The sequence below is a fragment of the Pseudomonas sp. AB39(2026) genome (assembly GCF_059831485.1).
Window position 1 is genome coordinate 613,594 of sequence record NZ_CP195212.1, and the last position, 22,230, is coordinate 635,823.

Below are 22,230 nucleotides of genomic sequence, written 5' to 3' on the forward strand. Positions count from 1 at the left end.
GAAAAACTCCTTAGATATTGCTGGTAAGACTCATGAGGGGAAGCATGATGGCCAGCATGATGATCGCCACCATCACCGCCATCACCACCGTGAGGGCAGGCACCAGGGCCGCCAGTACACGGTCGATGCCGCGCTTGGATTCAACGTCGAATACGTCGGCTACTTTGAGCAACAGGGCGTCGAGCTGACCCGCCTGCTCGCCCACTTCAATCATGTGCAGGGCCAGTTCCGGCAGCAGCGGCTGCTCACCGAAGGCCTGGCCCAGGCGGCTGCCGCTCTTCACGCGCTCGGTGGCCTCTTCAACCTGGGCCCGCAGCGCGCGGTTGGTGCATACCTGGCGCACGATCATCAAGCCTTGCAGCAGTGGCACCCCATTGCTCAACAAGGTGCCCAAAGTCCGGGCCAGGCGGGCGGCTTCCAGGCGTTGCAATAGCGGCCCCACCAGGCGCAGCCCCAGCACACGGCGGTCGTGACGCTCGCGCCGCGCCGGGTCCCGTAGCGCCACGGCCACGGCCCACACCAGGGCCACGAGCCCGGCCGCCAGCACCAGCCCCCAGGCGCTGAGGAACTCGCCCAGTGCCAGAATGGCTTGGGTGATCCAGGGGACAGGCACCCCCAGGTCACGAAAGATCGGTACGAACTGTGGCACCACATAGGCCAGCAGCAGCGCCAGCGACCCCAGCACACCCACCACCAAGAACGCGGGGTAGATCAACGCGTTGGTCACTTCGCCGCGCAGCTTGTGGGTGCGTTCCAGGTAATCGGCCAGTTGCAGCAAGGTCTGCTCCAGCGACCCGCCGGCTTCCCCGGCGCGCACCATGGCCACATACAAACCAGAAAACTGGCCGTGCTCGTCCTCCATGGCCTGGCTAAGCGGCTTGCCAGCCTTGACCTGGTCCCGCAGGCGCTCCAGCAGCGCCCGCTGAGGCGGGGCCTTGGCCTGGCGCAACAAAATGCCTAGGGAATACTCCAGTGGCTGGCCGGCGCCCAGCAGGGTAGCCAATTGCTGAGTGATGCTGACCAGGGCGGCCGGTTTGAGCGCCGAGCGAGTGCCTCGCAACCGCAGGCCAGCGCCGGTAGAGGCTTGCAGGCTGAGCACCAGCCAGCCACGCTTCTGCAGGGTAGCCACGGCGGTGTCGGCATCAGCTGCCTCCAGCACACCTTTCTGTTCCAGCCCGTCGCTGTCCAGCGCCTGAAAATGGAAGGTCGCCACGCTATTCGCCCTGGGCCACGCGTAGCACTTCCTCAAGGGACGTCACGCCGGCCACGGCCTGGCGAAGGCCGTCTTCATAGAGGGTTCTGAGGCCGCCACGGCGGGCAGCCTGCTCCAGCGTGGCCGCGTCGGCCTGTGCCATCAGCAGGGTGCGCAGTTCTTCATTCATTACGAGCAATTCGGTGATCGCGCTACGCCCGTGGTAACCGCCACCGGCCGCACTGGTGTCAGGGCGGTAGAGGTAGATGGGGCGTTGCTCAGTGAAGCGGTCCAGGCCGTGGGCTTCGATAAGCGCAGCCGGGGCCTCGAACGCGATACGGGTGGCCGGGTCCAGACGCCGCACCAGCCGCTGGGCCAGGATGCCTTTCACGGTGGAGGCGATCAGGTAGCTCTCCACGCCCATGTCCAGCAGGCGTGTGATACTGGCCGCCGCGCTGTTGGTGTGCAGGGTAGAGAGTACGAAATGGCCGGTCAATGAGGATTGGATGGCAATGCGACACGTTTCAAGGTCGCGCATTTCGCCCACCATGATCACGTCCGGGTCCTGGCGCACGATGGAGCGCAGGGCGCCAGCAAAATCCAGCCCGATGGACGGCTTGACCTGAATCTGGTTGATCCCTTCCAGTTGGTACTCCACCGGGTCTTCCACGGTGATGATCTTGCGTTCGGCGGTGTTAAGCCGGGACAGTGCCGTATAAAGGGTGGTGGTTTTGCCCGAGCCCGTAGGGCCCGTCACCAGCAGAATGCCGTGGGGCTGTTCCAGCACTTGGAGAAAAGCGTCCAAGCGCTCGCCATCCATGCCCAGGCTGGGGAAATCGAAACGCACGGTCTGGCGGTCCAGCAGGCGCATCACCACGGACTCGCCAAAGCTGGTGGGCACGGTGGACACGCGAAGGTCCAGCTCCTTGCCCTGGATGCGCAGCATGATGCGGCCGTCCTGGGGCAAGCGACGCTCGGCAATGTCCAGGCGCGCCATGATTTTCAAACGGGAAATGACTGCCGGCGACAGGCCAGCTGGCGGCGCCTCGGCCTCGTGCAGCATGCCGTCGATGCGGTAGCGCACCTTGAGCTGGCTTTCAAACGGCTCGATATGGATGTCGGAGGCCCGTTGCTCTACGGCGCGCTGGAGAATAAGGTTCACCAAACGGATAACCGGCGCTTCGGAGGCCAGGTCCTTCAGGTGCTCCACGTCATCCGGCGTCTCAGCAGTGTCGTCCAGGGTTTCAATCAGCGAGCCCATGGCCGAACGGCCCTGGCCGTAGTGGCGCTCGATCAGGCTGTCCACGTCAGAGGCCGTACCAATGGACAGGTACAACGGCACTTCGCAGGCATAGGCCACAGCCTGCAATGCATAGTGATTGCCAGGATTGGCCGCCATCACCTGCACGCCATCGGCAAAGGGCCCCAAGGGCACCAGGCGGTGATGACGCAAAAAGCGCTCGGTGAGCACCGGCAGGGCCTGCTCAGGTACAGGCACGGCGTCCGCGGCCAGCAACGGTGCTTGCAGTGTGGCCGACCAGGCACGGGCCAGGTCCTGTTCGGACACCAGCCCCAGGCGTGTGAGCCACTCCCCTAACGAAGTGCCCTCCGGACCGGCAGCCAGGCGGCTCGCTCGCTCCAGGTCGGCAGGCTTGAGGCCGGCGTGGCTTACCAGCCAGGCAGCCACGTCTTCGACCGCAGCGGGCGTTAGCTGGCGAATATCAAGGGGGGAGGTTAGCGTTTCACGCATAGGGATCAGCCAACTGACAAGGGCCTCCTAAGAGGCCCTTACCAGCAACATTAAAGTTGAAAGGTATTACTATTAGTTGGCAGGCGCAGCTTCTTTGCTCACTGGGCGGCCACGCTTGCTTTCATCGGCAGCGTTTTGCTTATGGGTTCTATGTTGTGCATCGGTATCTTTATTAGTTTGCGTCATCAGTGTCGAATCCTTGGCGCCAGAAGTAACTTCCGCACTTTCAGATTCTGCTGACATGGCGTTTCCTGCCAATAGCAAAGTCACTGCAGCAATGCCACAAGCAATAGGCAATTTCATTTCCGATGTCTCCAGAGGTAGGGCAAGGGTGCGACACCTGCGGGGGGTTTCTCTGCGCCAGAGCACAAGGCCAAGGCAGGTATGACCACCGCAAGCTCAAGCCACACAGGGGTTTGGGGTAATTTCGTAAACCTACAGACCGGTTGGTTTTAGCTGAGTTCCGTGGATCCATAAAGAAAATTTTTTTTCACCTCAGCGCTATCTTTCGTTTGACTTGAAGGTAGAACACTCGTCTTAATTTAAAAGAGCGAGTGTATCAATATCGATAAACTCGTGTTGCTACCTACTATATCTTGGGTTATAAAGCTCGGCGTTTTTTGCGCCGCATCTGAAGTTTTGGTCATGTCCCGGCTGCTTGTTCGAACAGCGCGGTATAGGTGTTGTTTGCCTGAATAAACAACCAAGCTAATTGGGTGCGGCAAATAAGCGCAGGGCGCCCTTTTCCGGAGAGCGTGACTTCATGGGTAAACGAACGTTATTGGTGGCCAACTCGGCATTGGCCGTGTTGAGCCTGGCAATCGGCCAGGCCTACGCCGCCGATGCTGCCAGCACAGATCAACTCGCCGCGCGGGAGCAGCGTGCGGACAAGGCAGCACAAGCTACCCTGGCGAAAATGACCCAGCAGGAAAAGCTGGACTACATTGGCGGCATTGGTGGCTGGGACGTGAAGCCTTTGGCCAAGTACGGCGTGCCACAAGTGTCCGGTACGGACGGCGGCATGGGCGTGCGTTACACCAACCGTGGCAATGACCAGGGCGTCGTGTACCCCTCCGGGCCCAACCTGGCCGCGACCTTCAACCCACGTCGCGCCATCGAGTTCGGCCGCACCCTGGGCTACGACACCGCCTCCAGTGGCTACCGCTTTGTCACCGGCCCAGGCATGAACCTGTACCGCATGCCGTGGAGTGGCCGTAACTTCGAGTACCTGTCCGGCGAAGACCCGTTCCTGGGCGCAAGCCTGGCCCCGGCCGTGATCAACGGCATCCAGCAGCGTAGGGTATGGGCTGAAGCCAAGCACTACGCGGCCAACGACCAGGAAAGCAACCGCTTCATCCTCAACCAGATCATGCCTGAGCGCGTGCTGCGGGAAATGTCGCTGCCCCCGTTCGAGTCCGCCACCAAGAACGGCGCGGTCGCCATGATGATGTGCTCGTTCCAGAAGGTGAACGGCGAATATGCGTGCGAAAACAAGCACCTGATCGCTGACATCCTGAAAAAGGAATGGGGCTTCAAGGGTATCGTTCAGTCTGACTACAACGCCATCGTCAATGGCCTGCCAGCGGCCCAGGCCGGTGCGGACCTGGATATGATGGGCGGCCAGATGAACAGCAAGGTGCTCACGCCTTACCTGGAAAACGGCCAGCTGGACATCGCGACTATCGATGACAAGGTACGCCGCCTGCTGCGCAACACCTACCTGTACCAGTTCGACACCATCGCGCCACTCAACACCCGCAACATGAACAGCGCCACCAGCAACAAGGCGGCGCTGAGCGTGGCACGCGAAGGCATCGTGCTGCTCAAAAACCAGGGTGATGTCCTGCCCCTGAACAAGAACAAGGTCAAGCGCATTGCCGTGGTCGGCAAGCTGGCCAAGTACGCGCCGCCTATGGGCTTCGGCAGTGCCTACTACGACCCCAAGTTCTACATCAGCGAGCTGAGCGGCCTGCAGCAGATCGCGCCGAATGCCAAGGTCGAGTTCCTCGACGGGCTGTCGCTGGACCCAGCCGCTTCCCCATGGACCGCGACCAACAGCAAAGGCGCCACGGTCAAGGGCTTGAAGGCTGACTTCTTCACCAACACCAACTTCTCGGGCACCCCAGTCGCTACCCGTATTGACGAGCACGTGGACATGGACTGGTCCACTGACCAGTTGCCCACCAATGGCGACGTCGCCAATACCTCCATCCGCTGGACCGGCAAGGTCACCCCGACCGTTGATGGCGAGCAGGTGTTCAAGGTGCGTGCTGACGGCGCTGTGCGCCTGTGGGTCAACGGCCAGAAAGTGATCGACAACGGCACCGGTGAAAACATCACCAACGGCAGCATTCCGCCAACGCTGCCCGTGTCTGGCAAGATCAGCCTGAAGGCTGGCCAGGCCTACGACGTGAAACTTGAGTACTCACGCCGCGACGGTTACATCTCCACCCTGGGCGGCCTGGTAGGCGTTCAAATGGCGTGGGCTTCCCTGGCCGCACCTAAGAACCTGGCCGACTACGACGCTGTCGTGGTAGCCGTAGGTAACAGCAACGAGTACGAGGGCGAAGGCTTTGACCATGGCTTCGACCTGCCGGAATACCAGAGCGACCTGATCCAGAACATCGTCAAGGCCAACCCGCATACCGTGGTAACCCTGCACGGTGGTACCGGCCTGAACATGAGCGACTGGGTCGACCAGGTGCCGGCTGTGCTGCATGCGTTCTACCCCGGCCAGAACGGTGGCCAGGCGCTGGCTGAGATCCTGTTCGGCAAGGTCAACCCGTCGGGCAAGCTGCCAATCAGTATCGAGCGGCACATTGAAGACAACCCGCTGTACGCGGACTTCCCCAACTACGACCACACCGGCACCCTCAAGAACATCAGCTACAAGCATGACCTGACCATGCTGGGCTACCGCGGCTATGACAAGCTGGGTACCAAGCCGCTGTTCGCCTTCGGCCATGGCTTGTCCTACACGCAGTTCACCTATAACAACATCTCGGTTACCCCGGGCACGGCTGTGGCCAACGCCCCGATCAAGGTGTCGTTCGACCTGACCAACAGCGGCAAGCGCGGTGGTTCGGAAGTGGCGGAGCTGTATGTAGGCCAGCAGCACCCGAAAGTCGAGCGTGCGGTCAAGGAGCTCAAAGGCTACAAGAAGGTGTACCTGGAGCCGGGCGAAACGCGCCGCGTCACCATCGAGCTGAACGACCGTTCCCTGGCGTACTATGACGACACCAGCAAGCAGTGGGTCGTGGATGCTGACACCTTTGACCTGAGCCTGGGCGCGGCGTCCGATGACATTCGCTTGAAGGCCAAGGTGGTTAACCCGTTCCGTCAGGAACTGTCCACCACCACCAGCAACCCGTTGCCACGCGCTGCGCTGAAATCGACTCAGGTGTCTGTACCGGGCATCAAAACCGGTGGCGTGTTTGACCAGAGCGAAAACGTGGATGCTGGCAAGGGTGATGGCGAGTACGGTGATACGCAGTACTGATCCACGCCTATAAAGCCTGGGTGGGGCGCAAGTCGCGCTCCACTTGGGCGATATAGCTGTCGAACCGTGCCACGAGGTCGACCTGTTCGGGAAACCGTAGCCATTGCAACTGCAAGCCATCCATCATGGCAAGCAGCTGATGGATCACGGCGTTCAGGTCGGCGTCGGGGCGCACTTGGCCGTTGGCCACCAACTGTTCAAGCCGGCCGCGCATGCGTTCATGGATCGTGCTGTAGCGGGTTTGAAACCATTCCCAGGCCGGGTGGCTGTCCACCAGGCTTTCGGCGTTTAGAATACTGAACGCGCGAATCACCCCGACCGTTTCTGCATTGGCCCTGTTGAGCTGCTGAAGAAAGCTCAGGAAGTTGCGAAGGGTAGGGGCCTCGATAAAGGGGTCTTCCAATAAGCGGTGCCTGCCGTCCCGATGGGTCAGCACCCCCATCAGCAAGGCGACCTTGCTGGGGAAATGATGTAGAAGCCCCGCCACGGAAATACCTGCCAACTCGGCAATGGTGGCAATGGAGGCGGAGCCGTACCCCTCTCGCGAAAACACTTCAAGAGCAATGGCCAGCAGCTGCTCCCGGCGCTTTTCGCCTTTGGGCGCATGGCGGGTGCGGGGCACAGGTGGGGTGGCGGGCTTGGCTGGCGGTGGGCTCATACGAGACCTCTCGGCGCGAGGGGGCTCTACCCTAGAGAAACTCGATCCGATAGACAACCCTTGAGGGCAGCTGGCCAGGTTCGCCCGCTACGCAGGCTCCCACAGGCGTTTGTGGGCACGCTGATTTCGTGTAGGACCGGTCGTAGCCGAAGGCGCAGGCCGGGAACCTGGGATTACGCGGTACAGCGGCCAGCCGATTTCGCCCGCTACGCAGGCTCCCACAGGCGTTTGTGGGCACGCTGATTTCGTGTAGGACCGGTCGTGGCCGAAGGCGCAGGCCGGGAACCTGGGATTACGCGGTACAGCGGCTAGCCGATTTCGCCCGCTACGCGGGCTCCCACAGGCGTTTGTGGGTAAGCTGATTTCGTGTAGGACCGGTCGTAGCCGAAGGCGGAGGCCGGGAACCTGAGCCTCCGCTGTGCGGCGGCCAGGCACCCGGAAGCTCAGTTAGCCTCAGGCCTGAACCTCCTCCGCCAGGCGCTTGAGCAGGGCCTGGGCTGTGGCCTCGGATGAGGCAGGGTTCTGCCCGGTGATGAGGTGGCCATCTTCCACCACATAGCTTGCCCAATCGTCGGCTTTGGAGTAGTCCCCACCGTTGGCCTTGAGCATGTCTTCCACCAGGAACGGCACCACCTCCGTGAGGCCTACGGCAGCTTCTTCGGAATTGGTAAAGCCGGTCACACGCTTGCCTTTGACCACAGGGTGACCATCGGGGGCTTTTACATGTTTGAGCACGCCAGGAGCATGACACACGGCAGCCACAGGCTTGTTGGCCGCATAGAATGCCTCAAGCAGGGTTTTGGAATCCTTGCTTTCAGCCAGGTCCCACAGCGGGCCATGGCCACCGGGGTAGAACACGGCATCGAAATCGTAAGGGTCAACCTCGCCCAGCGGGAAGGTATTGGCCAATGCATTTTGAGCATGTGTGTCGGAACGGAAGCGCTTGGTCGCCTCGGTCTGGGCGTCGGCTTCGTCGCTTTTAGGGTCCAGAGGCGGCTGGCCACCTTTGGGGGAGGCCAGCGTCACTTCAGCCTTGGCGTCTATGAACGTAAAGTAGGGCGCTGCAAACTCTTCCAGCCAGAAGCCCGTTTTTTTTCCGGTATCACCCAGTTGGTCATGGGACGTGAGCACCATCAGAATCTTCATGCATACCTCGCGTGTCAGGGTAATGAAGCAGCGCAAGCGCTGCGGCCGATGAAGGTCTGAGGGGCAAAGGCCGTTAGATGTTCAAAAAAGGCGGCCTTGTGCCCCTTTCGGCATCAAGCCTGAAGCGTAGCCATGTCGATCACGAAGCGATACTTCACATCACCGGCGATCATGCGGGTGTAGGCCTCGTTGATGTTGCGGATGTCCAGCATTTCGATGTCGCACGTGATGCCATGCTCGGCGCAGAAGTCCAGCACTTCCTGGGTTTCAGCGATACCACCGATCAGCGAGCCGGCCAGTACGCGGCGCTTCATCACCAGGTTGGCTGCGTGCAGGGCTGGGTCCACGGGTTCGATCAGGCCCACCAGAATGTGCACACCATCGAAGCGCAGGGTTTCCAGATAGGGGTTCAGGTCATGCTGTACAGGAATGGTGTCCAGCAGGAAGTCAAAACGCCCAGCCGCAGCGGCCATCTGCTCGGCGTCAGTGGACACCACCACATGGTCGGCACCCTGGCGGCGCGCTTCCTCGGCTTTGCTGGCAGAACGGGTGAACAGGGTCACTTCGGCACCCATAGCCTTGGCGAACTTGATGCCCATATGGCCCAGACCACCCATGCCGAGAATGCCCACTTTGTCGCCGGCTTTCACACCGTAATGCTTGAGGGGCGAGTAGGTGGTGATGCCTGCACACAGGATAGGCGCGGCGGCGGCCAGGTCCAGCTTCTCCGGAATGCGCACCACAAAGTGTTCGCTCACCACGATGCTGTTGGAGTAGCCACCCATGGTGTTGGTGCCGTCCACCCGGTCAGGGGTGGCGTACGTCATGGTCGGGCCTTCCAGGCAGTATTGCTCCAGGTCCTTCTTGCAGGCTTCACACTGGCGGCACGAGTCCACCATGCAGCCCACACCGACCAGGTCACCAGCCTTGTATTTGCTGACGTTGCTGCCCACGGCGGTTACCTTGCCTACGATCTCGTGGCCAGGCATCAACGGGTAGACAGCGATGCCCCATTCGTTCCGGGCCTGGTGGATGTCCGAGTGGCACACGCCGCAGTACAGGATGTCGATAGCGACGTCGTCGGGGCGCGGGCTGCGGCGTTCGAAGGTCATGGGGGCCAGGGGGGCAGTGGCAGACTGTGCGGCATAGCCAATAGCGGTATACATAGAGAAGCCCTCTGTGGTGGTAATGGAATGGAATGAAGAGCATTGTGCGGGCGGGGGCCGCAAAGGGCCATGGTCAATCCTCTGGCTGTGATGCCTATTTCTCCGAAACTCACTCCCACCTATCACGAAGCGCGCGTGGTCTGGCATGATGCGCATGTCTATTCCTCCTTTGCAGCTGCCATGCCCCTTACGTTTACACAGCCCACCGACCGCGACCTGGTGTCACTGATCAAACCCCTTGCATCCCGCCCAGGGTTCGTCAGCACGGGCCTGGAGGGCGTGCAGGTCATGAGCTGGGACCACTACGTGGCCAGCAGCCCTCAGATCTACGAACCCAGCTTGATCGTGCTGGCCCAAGGCAGCAAGCTGGCACGCCTGGGCACACGTACCCTGGAATACGGTGCCGGGCATTATCTGGTACAGGCGCTGTCAGTGCCGTTTCTGTGTGAAACCTTCGCGACCGTCGATGAACCCTTGTACGGTGTAGCGGTGGCCATTGACCGCACCTTGCTCGCCGACCTGGTCCAGGCCATGGGCCTGCCGCCGGACGCTTCCGTAAAGGCGCAGACGCCGGAGTCCATGAGCTCCGCAGTATTGGATGCACCCATGCGTGACGCGGTGTCGCGGCTGCTGCAGTGCCTGCATGACCCGCTGGACCGGCAAGTCATGGGCCGGGCAAGGATCAGCGATGTACTGTATGCCGCGCTCCGAGGCCCACAAGCTGGGGTACTGCGGGCACTGGTGGAGCAGCAAGGGCACTTCGCCCGTATCGGGGCGGCCTTGCACTACCTGCGTGAACATTACGCTCAGGCCCTCACCGTCGACCAGTTGGCAGAGTGCGCCAACATGAGCACCTCTACGTTTCACGAGCACTTCAAGCGCAGCACCCTGCTGTCGCCGGTTCAATACCTCAAGCGTGTGAGGCTGCTCAAGGCCCAGCAAGTGCTGGCAGGCGAGGGGATGAGCGTGGCACAGGCGGCACACCGGGTAGGGTATCAGAGCACGTCCCAATTCAGCCGTGAGTACAAGCGTTACTTTGACCGCAACCCCGGCGAAGAGCGCGGGGTGGTGCGTGGAGAACCAGCAGGGCTCTAGCGTGGCGCTATACGACGTTGCCCCATAGGCACCAAGGCCTATCAGCCCCATAGCAAATGCCAATCCCGTTCCGTTTGTCGATAGTCTGCAGCAGTGCTAACGTTTTTGTGAGGCGCCGCTAGACGGTGCCAGGATATAGAGCCGATAGCTGATAGAGGACGACACATGAACGCCGAGGCAGGAGAAAACGCTGGGGGCGGTTGCCCATTTGGGCACGGCAGCGCGCCACGCAAGCGTCCGGGTAACCGCGACTGGTGGCCCGAAGCCCTGAGCCTGAACACGCTCAACCAGCATTCACCGCGCTCCAACCCGCTGGGTGGAGACTTTGACTATGCCGCCGAATTCCTATCCCTGGACCTTGATGCTGTGATCAAGGACTTGCATGCCCTGATGACCGACTCCCAGGATTGGTGGCCGGCAGACTTTGGCCACTACGGTGGCCTGTTTATCCGCCTGGCGTGGCACAGCGCCGGTACCTACCGCACCACCGATGGCCGTGGCGGCGCAGGGGGCGGGCAGCAACGCTTCGCGCCCCTGAACAGCTGGCCAGACAACGCGTCCCTGGACAAGGCACGCCGGCTGCTGTGGCCGATCAAGCAGAAGTACGGCCGCAAGCTGTCCTGGGCCGACCTGTTCGTGCTGGTGGGTAACGTGGCCCTCGAATCCATGGGCCTGAAAACCTTTGGCTTTGCCGGTGGCCGTGCAGACACTTGGGAACCCGAAGAGCTGTACTGGGGCCCGGAAGGCACCTGGCTGGGCGACGAACGCTACAGCGGCGAACGTCAGCTACACCCTGGCCTTGGCGCCGTGCAGATGGGCCTGATCTATGTGAACCCGGAAGGCCCGAACAGCAAGCCAGACCCCAAAGCGTCTGCCATCGACATCCGCGAAACCTTCGCGCGTATGGCCATGAACGACTACGAAACCGTGGCCTTGATTGCCGGTGGGCACACCTTTGGTAAAACACACGGGGCTGGGGATCCGTCGCTGATGGGACCGGAGCCTGAGGGTGGCGTCATTGAAGACCAGGGCCTGGGCTGGCGCAGCAAATTCCAGAGCGGCCATGGCGCCGACGCTATCACCTCAGGCCTGGAAGTGATCTGGAGCCAGACGCCGACGCAATGGTCCAACTATTTCTTCGAGAACCTGTTCGGGTTCGAGTGGGAACTGACCAAGAGCCCGGCCGGTGCCTTGCAGTGGGAAGCCAAGGACGCGGGGGAGATCATTCCCGACCCGTTCGACCCTAACAAGAAGCGCAAGCCCACCATGCTCACGTCTGACCTGGCGCTGCGTTTCGACCCGATCTACGAGAAGATCTCCCGGCACTTCCTGGAACACCCGGACGAGTTCGCCGACGCCTTTGCCCGTGCCTGGTACAAGCTGACGCACCGCGACATGGGGCCGACCGCACGCTACCTTGGCCCCCTGGTGCCCAAGGAGACTTTGCTGTGGCAGGACCCTATTCCTGAGCGCGATCACCCTGTGATCGATGACGCGGACATTGCTGCACTCAAGCAGCAGATTCTGGCGGCTGGCTTCTCGGTGTCCGAACTGGTTTCAGTGGCCTGGGCCTCCGCGTCCACCTACCGAGGCTCCGACAAGCGCGGCGGTGCCAACGGTGCCCGTATTCGCTTCGCCCCCCAGAAGGATTGGGAGGTCAACAACCCGGCGGTTCTGGCCAAGGTGCTGCAAGCGTTGGAGCAGATTCAATCCGGTTTCAATGGCAGTGCCACGGGTGGCAAGAAGGTCTCTATGGCCGACCTGATCGTACTGGCAGGTTGTGCGGCTATCGAGAAAGCTGCCCAGGCCGGCGGGGTGACCGTCAAGGTGCCCTTCACGCCAGGGCGTATGGATGCCGCCGAGGAGTGGACCGACGTGCAGTCGTTCGAGGCACTTCGCCCAGTGGCGGATGGCTTCCGTAACTACTACTACGAGGCTCATTTCATGGCGCCGGAGGAGGCCTTGGTCGACAAGGCTCACCTGATGCGGTTGAGCGCACCGGAGATGACGGTGCTGGTAGGCGGGATGCGGGTATTGGGTACCAACGCCGATGGCGGGAAGGAGGGGGTGTTCACTCATCGCGTGGGTACACTGTCCAATGACTTCTTCGTAAACCTGTTGGGCATGGGCACCGAATGGAACCCCACAGACAACAAGAACCGCTTCCAAGGCAAGGACCGCAAGACCGGCCAGCCCACCTGGACAGCAACCCGCGTGGACCTGATCTTTGGGTCCCAGTCGGAATTGCGCGCACAGGCAGAGGTGTATGGTTCATCCGACGGCAATGAGAAGTTCATAAACGACTTCGTCAAAGCCTGGGACAAAGTGATGAATAACGACCGGATGGACATCGGCAAGCCTGCCGATCAGTTCAGTCAGAAGCTGTCTGCCTGACCCAGCGGCGCCCCTCGGGGCGCCGTTTTCTTTCCAGCGCTCGCCGTGCCTCGCGGCATCATGCTGCGGGGTGCTGCAGGGCCGTTTCGTTTAGCCAGGCCAGTGTATCGTCGAACCCCAACGGGCGGCTGAACAGGAAGCCTTGCACCAGTGTGCACCCTAGCTGGGTGAGGGCGGCCAACTCTTCTTCGGTTTCCACCCCTTCGATGACACACTCCAGGTTCATGTCCTGGGTAAGGGCGACCAAGGATTTGACGATCTTGTAGTGGGCGGGTTTGTGCTGGATATCGCTGACAAAGCTGCGATCGATTTTCAGCTTGGTCAGTGGCAGCGCGTGCAACTGGCCCAGGCTGGTGTATCCCGTACCGAAGTCATCCAGTGAAATGCCGCAACCCAAGGCCCGCAGGCGTGCGATGGCGCGCTTCATCTCGCCTACGTCTTGCACGATGGCGGTTTCAGTGATTTCCAGATCCAACCGCTCAGGGGCGAACCCGCTTTGGCTAATGACCTCCAGAATGCTGGTCACGTTGTCTTCACTGGCGCAGTCATGGGCGGACAGGTTAAATGCCAGACGGATGGGTGCAGGCCAGGTACTGGCCTGGTCAAGTGCCGTACGCAACAAGGCCAGGGTCAGGCGGTTGATCAGCCCACTGCGTTCAGCAATGGGAATAAAGCAGGCCGGTGAGACGCGCCCCAGTTCCGGGCTGGTCCACCGTGCCAGGGCTTCGAACGCCACTGTCACGCGCGTACGCGCATCAATGATGGGCTGAAATTGCACATAAAATTCGTTACCGAATTGGGAACGGCGCAGGGCCTGTTCAGTCATGGCGTCATGGCGCAACTGCGTGTGATGCGCGGCCGAAAACAAGCACAAGGCCCCTGGGTTATGTCGCTTCCCTTGGTACAGCGCATAGTCGGCGTATTCAAAGAGTTGAGTAGCGTCATGGGCTGTATGGGGGTACGTGGCCATGCCCAAGGTGGCGCCGACCTGGATGGACATACCCGCGATCACAAATTCTTCCTTCAGGCGGGTGCAGAGGTCAGCCCCCAGCGCAGTGAGCGCGGCATCGTCCCGGCCTCCGCCAACAATGAGCGCAAACTCATCCCCGCCCAAGCGGGCCACATGAACCGGCGTAATGGTGTCCGCGAATGCCTGCAACCGCTGGCCCACCGACATGAGCAACCGGTCTCCAATGCCGTGCCCATACAAGTCGTTCACGGACTTGAAACCATCCAGGTCAAGGATCCCCACGGCGAGTGTGCGATGGCGTTTGTGGGCATAGGCCAGGGCCTGGTCAAGCGCGGTGAAGAACTGGCGGCGATTGGGCAGCCCTGTGAGGCTGTCCAGGTTCGCCAACCGCAGGTTTTCATTGCTGAGCTGCTCGGTATGGGCCTGGGCGTTGATCAAACCTGTAAACGTGCGGTAGTTGTTCTGCAATACGGCCAGTAAAGCCACGGACACCAGCACGATATTGACGGCCGTGGCAATGAAAGTCGGGTTTCGGGTAGAGGAAAAAAACACTACGAACCCAATATTGACCACCATGGTCGTGATTAACGCGGCGGGCATCAGGTGCATCATGCAGAAAATGCACACGATCACCGTGATACTCATGAAAAAGGCCACATGGGCCTGGGCATAGGCATTGCCGTACGGGTACAAGGCCAGGGACCAGGCGGTAAAGCCTAGGGCAATAAAGATTGCCAACCGGTTGGTGCGCGCCAGCATGGTCCTGATCACTGGCACCGGTGGTGGGTTGCCTGACATCTGCCACCACATCACCGACCGGGCCCCGCACACCAAAGTGAGCAGCACCGGAATCCACAGGGCCAGCCATTGAGGGGCGCTGTCCCAATGAGTAAACGCCAGCGCCCAGGTATTGATCAGCAGGACCATGTACATCATGGGCAATTGCCGGGACAGCGCGCCGAATTGCGCTACGAGCAGGCGCGGGTTGTCGCCTGGCACTGAGATCAGCGCCAACAGCTTTCCCATCAAACGTTTGCTCATTCCTGTAAATCCCCGTTGCCTGCAGTGTTTGCCAGGGTAATGTTCGTGCACGGCCCAGCGTCGGGTTCGTGCCGTATTGCGCGTGTATCGGCCTGGAAGGCCTGTTTCTTTAGGCAAGCACCTGCCGGCAACTAAAGTAGGTAGGGGGGTTGCTGGCCATGCCGACGTAGCGCATAGCAGTCTTGTTCCTCTTTTTTTTAAAAACACGCTTCTTCGGCCTCAAGCAATCGCACAGGGCGACGATAACTAGGGCATAGGTTCTCCGGGCCATTTCCAAACAGCCAGGGCCGGAAGCCGTACTCCACAATCGACCCTGAGGTTTGCACCATGTCGTTGACCGTTAACACCAACATCGCTTCCTTGACCGTTCAGAACAACCTGAACAAGGCTTCGTCTGCCACTGCAACCTCGATGACTCGCCTGTCCTCGGGTCTGAAAATCAACAGCGCCAAAGACGACGCTGCTGGCCTGCAGATCGCTACCCGCCTGACCACCCAGATCAAAGGCCTGACCGTCGCCACCAAGAACGCCAACGACGCCACCTCGATCGCCCAGACCGCTGAAGGCGCGCTCCAGGAAACCACCAGCATTCTGCAGCGTATGCGTGAACTGGCTGTTCAGTCCCGCAACGACTCCAACAGCTCGGCTGACCGTACCGCCCTGCAGTCCGAATTCGGCCAGATGAGCGACGAACTGACCCGTATCTCCACCTCTACCACCTTCGGTACAGGCATGAAGCTGCTGGACGGTTCCGCTTCCGCCCTGCAGTTCCAGGTAGGCGCCATGACCGGTTCCGACCAGCACATCGACCTGGGCATCAGCCTGGACGCATCGGCCTCTGGCCTGGGTGTAGCCTCGGTTGCCATCACCGGTTCGGACGTCAGCGCTGCGCACACCGCCATCGACTCGGCCATCACCGCCATCGACGCCGCACTGAACTCTGTGAACAACACCCGTGCTGACCTGGGTGCCAAGCAGAACCGTCTGGAAAGCACCATCAGCAACATCAGCAACATCATCGAAAACGCCACGGCTTCGCGTTCCACCATCCAAGACGTGGACTTCGCCGCTGAAACCGCTGAGCTGACCAAGCAGCAAACCCTGCAACAGGCTTCCACCGCGATCCTGTCCCAGGCTAACCAGATCCCGTCGTCTGTACTGAAACTGCTTCAGTAAGACCGACTCGGCTGGAAACAAAAAGGGTACGCCACGGCGTACCCTTTTTGCGTTGCGGGCCATGCCCAGAATTGTTCGCTGTGGGACCGGGTGTAGCCGCAGGCGGAGACCGGGAACGGGCCGCCCCGGTATAGCGACTATACAGGTTCGTCCGCTTCGCGAACTCCCACAGGATTATCGGCGCCAGTCGTGGTTGCTGTGGGACCGGGTGCAGCCGAAGGCGGAGACCGGGAACAGGTCCCTGCGGTACAGCGGCTGGCCTGGTTCGTCCGCTACGCGAACTCCTACACGAGATCGGTGCCGGTCTTGGCTGCAGTGGGACCGGGTGCAGCCGAAGGCGGAGACCGGAACAGGTCACTGTGGTACAGCGGCTGGCCTGGTTCGTCCGCTACGCGAACTCCTACACGAGATCGGTACCGGTCTTGGTTGCTGTGGGACCGGGTGCAGCCGAAGGCGGAGACCGGGAACAGGTTCCTGCGGTACAGCGGCTGGCTTGGTTCGTCCGCTACGCGAACTCCTACACCAGATCGGTACCAGCCTCGGTTGCTGTGGGACCGGGTGCAGCCGAAGGCGGAGACCGGGAACAGGTCCCTGCGGTACAGCGGCTGGCCTGGTTCATCCGCTACGCGAACTCCTACACGAGATCGGTGCCGGTCTTGGCTGCAGTGGGACCGGGTGCAGCCGAAGGCGGAGACCGGAACAGGTCACTGCGGTACAGCGGCTGGCCTGGTTCGTCCGCTACACGAACTCCTACACCAGATCGGTACCGGTCTTGGCTGCAGTGGGACCGGGTGCAGCCGAAGGCGGAGACCGGGAACGGGTCCCTGCGGTACAGCGGCTGGCCTGGTTCGTCCGCTACGCGAACTCCTACACGAGATCGGTGCCAGCCTCGGTTGCTGTGGGACCGGTTGGAGCCGAAGGCGGAAGCCGGGAACTCGATGGGCAGATACCGAGAATGTCCCCAATATTCCACCCTTGAGCTAGTCAGCCATGACCACCCGATCCCGGCCTTCGCGCTTGCCCACGTACAGCGCACGGTCGGCTCGGTTAAACCCCTCGCTGAACGCTTCTCCCGGTTGAAGCTGGGCGATGCCTAGGGTCACTGTCACCCTATGGCGCACTGTGGTGTCCTGCAGCCGTTGTCGAATACGTTCAGCCACGTGCTGGGCGTCTGCAGCGGGGGTATCGAGCATCAGCAACAGGAATTCTTCACCACCCCAGCGCGCCGCCATGTCAGTGTCACGCACGCTATCAGTGATCACCTGTGCCACCCATTGCAATACCAGATCCCCTTCGTCGTGACCGTACTGGTCGTTGATCTGTTTGAAATGATCGATGTCCATCAAGACGAGAGATACCGGAACAGACGATGGCAACTGTCGCGCCTGCTGAAGAATGCGCCTTCGCGTATACAAGTTGGTCAGGCTGTCCCGGTTCGCGCTATGAAACTGCACCAGTTGCATGGACAGTGCGTACCCCACCAGCAAGGCCGTGGCCTGAAAGAGCAGGCAGATGGCTATAAAGGTATTGATGATACCGAACGCATTCAGCGCGCCTGGGCTGATACCGTAAGTACTGCCGATATGGTCACGAAGAGCGAAGCCCCCCACCGCGACGACTAGAATGCAGAAGCTCAGGAAAAGGCGCCTGATGGGCGCACCCTGAAAGCTGAAGGTGAGGAGCGGAACGATACAGAACAAGTAAAAATAGAAGTTGCTTTCCCACCCCAGCACCCAGGTAGCAAGTGCCGCATGGGCAATGATCTCCATGCTGATCAAAAAGCCTGCCATTTGAAAGCGCTTTTGCCCGATGCATTTCAGGGAGAGCACATAGGTCCCCAGGCTCAGGCCATTGCCTATGAATAGCGGTGTTATACCCAGCACTAAAAATAAGAAAAACAGCACCCCGTGAATGGCGAAAGCCATTCTTACGATCGGTACGATGTGCATCCAGAACTGCGCCGTAGCATGCTGCAGCACGTGGGCGCGGTCACTGGGTGATAGGGTGTCCATCCAAAGTTCTCGCTGAAAACATGCAAAGAGCTGCGTATGGTCTATCGGCAAGAAGGGAAGGAGCTTGACGGCCAACGGCCGGGCATTCGTCACCTTTGCGGTGTAAAACCTGGGGGGGAACGACAGGATAAAGACGATTGCGCACCGACTGTCGCCAGTGCGCAGCATAAGCAGGGCTAAAGTTCTCGCTTCATATGTTTTTCAATCTGCTCAAGGGACTTCCCTTTGGTCTCTGGAAGGCAGAAGAACACAAAAATCAGCGAGCCGATATTGATGGCCGCAAATACAAAGAATGTAGGGTTGCCCAGCGCTGAAATTGCCAGCGGGAACGTAAAGGCCACTGATGCGTTGAACAGCCATTGCAACGACACAGCCGTTCCGGTCAGCAGGCCTCGCACCTGTACGGGGAACAGCTCGGACATGAGCAGCCAGTACACGGGCGAAATGCACATTTGCATGAACAGCAGGAACACCAGAATACACGCCAGGGCGGTGTAGCTCTGGGTCAGGTTCTGAGGCATGAACTGGAGCACGCACCCCAGGGCTGCCTGCATCAGGATCACCACCACCAACCCGGTCATCAGCAAATGGCGACGGCCATAGCGTCCAATCGCCCAGATCCCGAGCAGCGTTGCAATCACAGACACCACACCGTTACCGATGGTGGCGGTCAGCGCAGCGTTGGTGCCCATACCGGTGTTCTTCAGAATGATGGGCGTGTAGTACATAAAGGCATTCACGCCCGTCAGCTGCGCGGTGAAGCCAAGGCCAATGCCGATAAACAACAGTTTGATCACCCAGCGCTGGCGCAACAGTTCGCGCGCCTTGGGGCGGTGACGGGCCTGCTCGTCCTGGGCCTTCATTTCGTCGATTTCACGCTGTGCTGCCTCGGGCGTGTCGCGCAATTGCTGCAAGACGTCCTTGGCTTCGTCAAAGCGGCCCTTGGACGCCAGCCAGCGCGGTGAGGCGGGTACGAAGAACGTACCAATCAACAGCAGCACGCCAGGCACCATGGCAATGGCCAGCATGTAACGCCAAATACCAGGGGTGTGCAGCACGGCCGCCATTACGGCGCTGAGCACGTACGCCAGCAACTGGCCGCTGACGATCATCAGCTCGTTACGGCTGACCAGCCGCGCTCGCCGAGAGGGCCCGGCGATTTCAGCAATGAATACCGGCACGGTGGCCGACCCGCCGCCGACGGCGACGCCCAGAACGAACCGCGCGGCAATCATGAGGTTGATGTCCGGGGCCAGGGCAGTGCCCAAGGCGCCTGCGATAAACAGCACAGACAGCAAGCGCAGGGTCAGCCGCCGACCGAAGCGGTCGGAACAATAACCACTGGCCAGCGAACCTACCGCTGCACCGATGATGAGGGCTGCCGTGACCAGGCCTTCGGTGACGGGGTTCAAACCCAGCCCGCCCTGGTCGATGGGCAGGGTCATGAAGGGCAACGCGCCTGCAATGATCCCTGTGTCGTACCCGAACGCAAGAGCGCCCATGGTGGCCACCAGCACTGAAATAAAGATCAACCTGCCTGCACTGGCACGTTGATCCGCGTGTTGCCCAGTAGCAGGCGTAAGGGTGTTTGAAACCATTGAAATGCACCATCCTCAAGCGTAGACCAGCGCTGTGCTGGCAGATCGTGGGGCATTAGGGTGGTGTCTACGGCGGTAGTTCCATGGGGTAGGCGGTGCAGGCAGGCAGGTGGCAACTGCGGGGGTGTCAGCGGTAAGCGGAAGGAGGCACCGGGTCGTATCGGGCCCACACGCGGCGCAGTTGCCTGGCCGAACCAAAACCCGCCTGCTGGGCAATGGTTTCCAACCCTTGTGAGGAATGGGTAATCAGCTGCTTGGCCAAGGCGACGCGTAGCCGATGCAAGTGGTCCAAGGCACTGGCGCCGGTGTAGGTTTGAAACAAGCGCGCAAGGTGACGGCTACTGGTACAAGCCAAGGTAGCCATACGCTCCAAGGACCAGTCATCGGCAGGGTGAGCTGCCAGTGCATCCTGGACACGGTGAAGGGCAGGGTGCAGGTGGTTGCGCCCGGAGAGCCAGGGCGACAGTTGCGGGTCTGCACCCGCACGCCGCAGGTACACCACCATGTTGCGGGCAACGGCGCAGGCCAGTTGCGGGCCGGCGTACGTGGTTAATACCTGCAGCATCAGGTCAATGCCGGCTGTGATGCCTGCGCTGGTGCTCACCGGCCCATCGATCACATACAACCTGTCCTCCAGCACCTTGGCGTTGGGCGCCAGCCCCTGCAAGGTGTCACACAGTGAATGATGCGTGGTGCAGTGGCGCCCATTGAGCAGCCCGGCGCGCGCCGCGTTCATGGCGCCCGCACAGATACAAGTCAGCCGTACCCCTGCAGGCGCTACGGTGCGCTGCAACCAAGCGATCACAGCCGCGTCAGCCTGTTCTGCTTCATGGCGCAGACCGCCGTCATACGGCGCGCTGGCGCCCAGCAACACCACCATGGTGTCCGGTGCCAGGGTTTCCGGCAGCGGACCAAGGTTACTCAAGGGTAGCCCGATCGACGTGCGCACCTCAGGCACAGGGCACACGTACTGCAAGTCGAACACCGGGCCGTCGGCTGCTTGGGAAGCCAGGCGCAATACTTCTGCCGGCCCGGCAAGGTCCAGCATCAGCACGTTAGGCAGCAGCACGAACAGCACAGGAATGCTCAAGGTGTCAGCCCTCCAGTGCCTGAGCCACGGTCGCGATGCGTGCGAACCGGCCCTCCAGCACTAACTCGGTACGTTCCTTTATTTGCGCAGGGGTGTAGGTGCGCCCACTGCGCGCGTGAGTCATGGGGAAGGTTAGGGTTGCTTCACTGACGTAGTCGACCTCAAACCCGCTGTCTGATCCGTGACGGGCGGTGGTCTCACAGCATTGCTCGGTACGAATTCCGCTGATCAGCAGGCGGCTGATGCCGTGTCGGGCAAGCCAGGCTCCCAGCCCCGTACCGGCCAAGGCGCTGTGGTAATGCTTGTGGAACGTAACCGCAGGGCTGATGTTCAGGGCTTCAAGCGCCCTTACATGGCCCGACTCTGGGGAAAAGGGCCCTTGGGCCGCGTTATGGAAAATCTGGATCACCGGTATGCCTTTCGCCACCGCACCATCGATCAGCGCCTGTTGGCGATCAAGGTAGTGGGGCAGGTCAGTTTCGGACCAGTACGTCGCATGACGAAAAGATTCCTGGGCATCGATAACAAGCAGGGCGCTGCGGGTCATGATAGTTCCTTAAAGGGGCTAGTGTCGGGGCCAAGCGCTGCCAGTGTAGGGACTGTGCCCACACGTCAGAGGCCCGGACCGGACCCAATGCGGACCGATTCGGACATCTTAAGCCCACAACGCCCGCTCAAGGGCACAAAGCACTCATAGCGGCGGACGCTCGCTGGGACAGCGCAGCGTGCTGCGACCTGATCGCCTCGCACACGGCCGCGTCCCTAAGCAAAGGCAGGTCCTCAGCCACGTTAAGCAACAAGGCTTGCACGCTGGCATGTAGCATCATGCCGCCTGCCCGTACATCACACTGCAGGCCTGCGGCCACATGGGGCAGGGCGGCCACCGCCAACTCCAGGGCCTGCTGGGCATCCTCCGCCGCCTGGCACGCGCCTTCGGTCATGCGGCGCACCGCCTGTTGGCGGTCCGGGTCCTGAGCGGACGTATGGGGCAATGCCTGGATAAAGCGACCAAACGCACGCATGTCCTGATCGGCATGAGCCGCTAGCTGAGGAAGCCTGCGCTGAGCATCGTCCAGCAAGGCGCGTGTTTGAGATGTGCCCTGGCGCTCGTGGCTTTTGCCCAAGGCCATGGCCACTAGTGCAAGGCCAAGATCACCGCACACCGCCGCAGTGGCACCACAGCTGGGCACGGGTTCAAGCCCCGCCAGCGCATCACGAAAGCGCGCCAGGGGCCAAGCCCATACGGTATCGCTACTCATAAAAAAGCTCCTTTATTGATACAGCCGGCTATTCACCAAAGTGGCCGAGGGCTATTATCGCCGCCGCTCAGCCTGAGGGGTATCGGGCGACGAATAAAGACAAGGGTTTGTACGAAAGGTCGGCGAGCGAAGGCCAGGCCGGGCCGCGCAGGCAAGGAAAAAGCCAGCGAGAAAGCGGACTGGG

At 60.9% G+C, this 22,230-nt stretch carries 16 protein-coding genes; 4 read left to right on the forward strand and 12 right to left on the reverse strand.

Annotation, left to right across the window (positions count from 1 at the left end):
* Positions 1–10: 10 nt before the first annotated feature.
* The 3 genes from gspF to ACSAMW_RS02715 form a co-directional block, all read right to left on the reverse strand.
* Entirely contained in the window at positions 11–1,213 is a 1,203-nt protein-coding gene (gene gspF, locus ACSAMW_RS02705) for a type II secretion system inner membrane protein GspF (RefSeq protein WP_500592547.1), read from the reverse strand.
* Between the two features lies 1 nt (position 1,214).
* On the reverse strand, positions 1,215–2,942 hold the full coding sequence (gspE, locus tag ACSAMW_RS02710) for a type II secretion system ATPase GspE (protein WP_500592548.1): 1,728 nt from the start codon (positions 2,940–2,942) through the stop codon (positions 1,215–1,217).
* Between the two features lie 72 nt (positions 2,943–3,014).
* Positions 3,015–3,245, reverse strand: coding sequence for a hypothetical protein (locus ACSAMW_RS02715; RefSeq protein WP_168084674.1), 231 nt, complete (start codon positions 3,243–3,245; stop codon positions 3,015–3,017).
* Positions 3,246–3,705: 460 nt separating this feature from the next.
* On the opposite strand from ACSAMW_RS02715, the gene ACSAMW_RS02720 reads away from it, so the two are divergent.
* The gene (locus ACSAMW_RS02720) at positions 3,706–6,441 is read left to right on the forward strand and encodes a beta-glucosidase (RefSeq protein ID WP_500592549.1); all 2,736 of its coding nucleotides are present in this window, start codon (positions 3,706–3,708) and stop codon (positions 6,439–6,441) included.
* A gap of 7 nt (positions 6,442–6,448) precedes the next feature.
* Here the strand turns inward: ACSAMW_RS02720 and ACSAMW_RS02725 are convergent, their stop codons facing one another.
* From ACSAMW_RS02725 to ACSAMW_RS02735, 3 genes are all read right to left on the reverse strand, one after another.
* Positions 6,449–7,099, reverse strand: coding sequence for a TetR/AcrR family transcriptional regulator (locus tag ACSAMW_RS02725; protein WP_500592550.1), 651 nt, complete (start codon positions 7,097–7,099; stop codon positions 6,449–6,451).
* 453 nt (positions 7,100–7,552) lie between these two features.
* Positions 7,553–8,245, reverse strand: a complete 693-nt coding sequence (locus ACSAMW_RS02730; protein WP_500592551.1) for a type 1 glutamine amidotransferase domain-containing protein — start codon at positions 8,243–8,245, stop codon at positions 7,553–7,555.
* 113 nt (positions 8,246–8,358) lie between these two features.
* Positions 8,359–9,411, reverse strand: coding sequence for an NAD(P)-dependent alcohol dehydrogenase (locus ACSAMW_RS02735; RefSeq protein ID WP_500592552.1), 1,053 nt, complete (start codon positions 9,409–9,411; stop codon positions 8,359–8,361).
* A 180-nt stretch (positions 9,412–9,591) separates the two neighbouring features.
* Between ACSAMW_RS02735 and ACSAMW_RS02740 the strand changes: the two genes are divergently transcribed.
* Positions 9,592–10,506 carry an AraC family transcriptional regulator gene (locus tag ACSAMW_RS02740; RefSeq protein ID WP_500592553.1) on the forward strand — a complete coding sequence of 305 codons (915 nt, stop codon included), beginning with the start codon at positions 9,592–9,594 and terminating at the stop codon, positions 10,504–10,506.
* 165 nt (positions 10,507–10,671) lie between these two features.
* The gene (gene katG, locus ACSAMW_RS02745) at positions 10,672–12,900 is read left to right on the forward strand and encodes a catalase/peroxidase HPI (RefSeq protein WP_500592554.1); all 2,229 of its coding nucleotides are present in this window, start codon (positions 10,672–10,674) and stop codon (positions 12,898–12,900) included.
* A gap of 58 nt (positions 12,901–12,958) precedes the next feature.
* Here the strand turns inward: katG and ACSAMW_RS02750 are convergent, their stop codons facing one another.
* Positions 12,959–14,911: a putative bifunctional diguanylate cyclase/phosphodiesterase gene (locus ACSAMW_RS02750; protein ID WP_500592555.1), complete on the reverse strand. Its 1,953-nt coding sequence runs from the start codon at positions 14,909–14,911 to the stop codon at positions 12,959–12,961.
* A 327-nt stretch (positions 14,912–15,238) separates the two neighbouring features.
* Here ACSAMW_RS02750 and ACSAMW_RS02755 point away from each other — a divergent pair, with 327 nt between their 5' ends.
* Positions 15,239–16,087, forward strand: a complete 849-nt coding sequence (locus ACSAMW_RS02755; protein ID WP_500592556.1) for a flagellin domain-containing protein — start codon at positions 15,239–15,241, stop codon at positions 16,085–16,087.
* A gap of 980 nt (positions 16,088–17,067) precedes the next feature.
* Here ACSAMW_RS02755 and ACSAMW_RS02760 read toward each other — a convergent pair.
* From ACSAMW_RS02760 to ACSAMW_RS02780, 5 genes are all read right to left on the reverse strand, one after another.
* The gene (locus ACSAMW_RS02760; protein ID WP_500592557.1) at positions 17,068–18,099 is read right to left on the reverse strand and encodes a GGDEF domain-containing protein; all 1,032 of its coding nucleotides are present in this window, start codon (positions 18,097–18,099) and stop codon (positions 17,068–17,070) included.
* A gap of 176 nt (positions 18,100–18,275) precedes the next feature.
* Complete coding sequence (locus tag ACSAMW_RS02765) at positions 18,276–19,697, reverse strand: sugar porter family MFS transporter (protein WP_500592558.1); 1,422 nt, start codon at positions 19,695–19,697, stop codon at positions 18,276–18,278.
* A gap of 127 nt (positions 19,698–19,824) precedes the next feature.
* Positions 19,825–20,787 (reverse strand): GlxA family transcriptional regulator, encoded by a 963-nt coding sequence (locus ACSAMW_RS02770; RefSeq protein WP_500592559.1) that lies wholly within the window; start codon positions 20,785–20,787, stop codon positions 19,825–19,827.
* Positions 20,788–20,791: 4 nt separating this feature from the next.
* The gene (locus ACSAMW_RS02775) at positions 20,792–21,334 is read right to left on the reverse strand and encodes an isochorismatase family protein (RefSeq protein ID WP_500592560.1); all 543 of its coding nucleotides are present in this window, start codon (positions 21,332–21,334) and stop codon (positions 20,792–20,794) included.
* A gap of 127 nt (positions 21,335–21,461) precedes the next feature.
* Complete coding sequence (locus ACSAMW_RS02780; RefSeq protein ID WP_500592561.1) at positions 21,462–22,046, reverse strand: cyclodeaminase/cyclohydrolase family protein; 585 nt, start codon at positions 22,044–22,046, stop codon at positions 21,462–21,464.
* Positions 22,047–22,230 lie beyond the last annotated feature (184 nt).

What these genes read in the sequence shown, in the direction of transcription:
- gspE (WP_500592548.1), bottom strand. Translation starts at nt 2,942, where the DNA reads ATGCGTGAAACGCTAACCTCCCCCCTTGATATTCGCCAGCTAACGCCC.
- ACSAMW_RS02715 (WP_168084674.1), bottom strand. Translation starts at nt 3,245, where the DNA reads ATGAAATTGCCTATTGCTTGTGGCATTGCTGCAGTGACTTTGCTATTG.
- ACSAMW_RS02720 (WP_500592549.1), top strand. Translation starts at nt 3,706, where the DNA reads ATGGGTAAACGAACGTTATTGGTGGCCAACTCGGCATTGGCCGTGTTG.
- ACSAMW_RS02725 (WP_500592550.1), bottom strand. Translation starts at nt 7,099, where the DNA reads ATGAGCCCACCGCCAGCCAAGCCCGCCACCCCACCTGTGCCCCGCACC.
- ACSAMW_RS02730 (WP_500592551.1), bottom strand. Translation starts at nt 8,245, where the DNA reads ATGAAGATTCTGATGGTGCTCACGTCCCATGACCAACTGGGTGATACC.
- ACSAMW_RS02735 (WP_500592552.1), bottom strand. Translation starts at nt 9,411, where the DNA reads ATGTATACCGCTATTGGCTATGCCGCACAGTCTGCCACTGCCCCCCTG.
- ACSAMW_RS02740 (WP_500592553.1), top strand. Translation starts at nt 9,592, where the DNA reads ATGCCCCTTACGTTTACACAGCCCACCGACCGCGACCTGGTGTCACTG.
- katG (WP_500592554.1), top strand. Translation starts at nt 10,672, where the DNA reads ATGAACGCCGAGGCAGGAGAAAACGCTGGGGGCGGTTGCCCATTTGGG.
- ACSAMW_RS02750 (WP_500592555.1), bottom strand. Translation starts at nt 14,911, where the DNA reads ATGAGCAAACGTTTGATGGGAAAGCTGTTGGCGCTGATCTCAGTGCCA.
- ACSAMW_RS02755 (WP_500592556.1), top strand. Translation starts at nt 15,239, where the DNA reads ATGTCGTTGACCGTTAACACCAACATCGCTTCCTTGACCGTTCAGAAC.
- ACSAMW_RS02760 (WP_500592557.1), bottom strand. Translation starts at nt 18,099, where the DNA reads ATGGACACCCTATCACCCAGTGACCGCGCCCACGTGCTGCAGCATGCT.
- ACSAMW_RS02765 (WP_500592558.1), bottom strand. Translation starts at nt 19,697, where the DNA reads ATGGTTTCAAACACCCTTACGCCTGCTACTGGGCAACACGCGGATCAA.
- ACSAMW_RS02775 (WP_500592560.1), bottom strand. Translation starts at nt 21,334, where the DNA reads ATGACCCGCAGCGCCCTGCTTGTTATCGATGCCCAGGAATCTTTTCGT.
- ACSAMW_RS02780 (WP_500592561.1), bottom strand. Translation starts at nt 22,046, where the DNA reads ATGAGTAGCGATACCGTATGGGCTTGGCCCCTGGCGCGCTTTCGTGAT.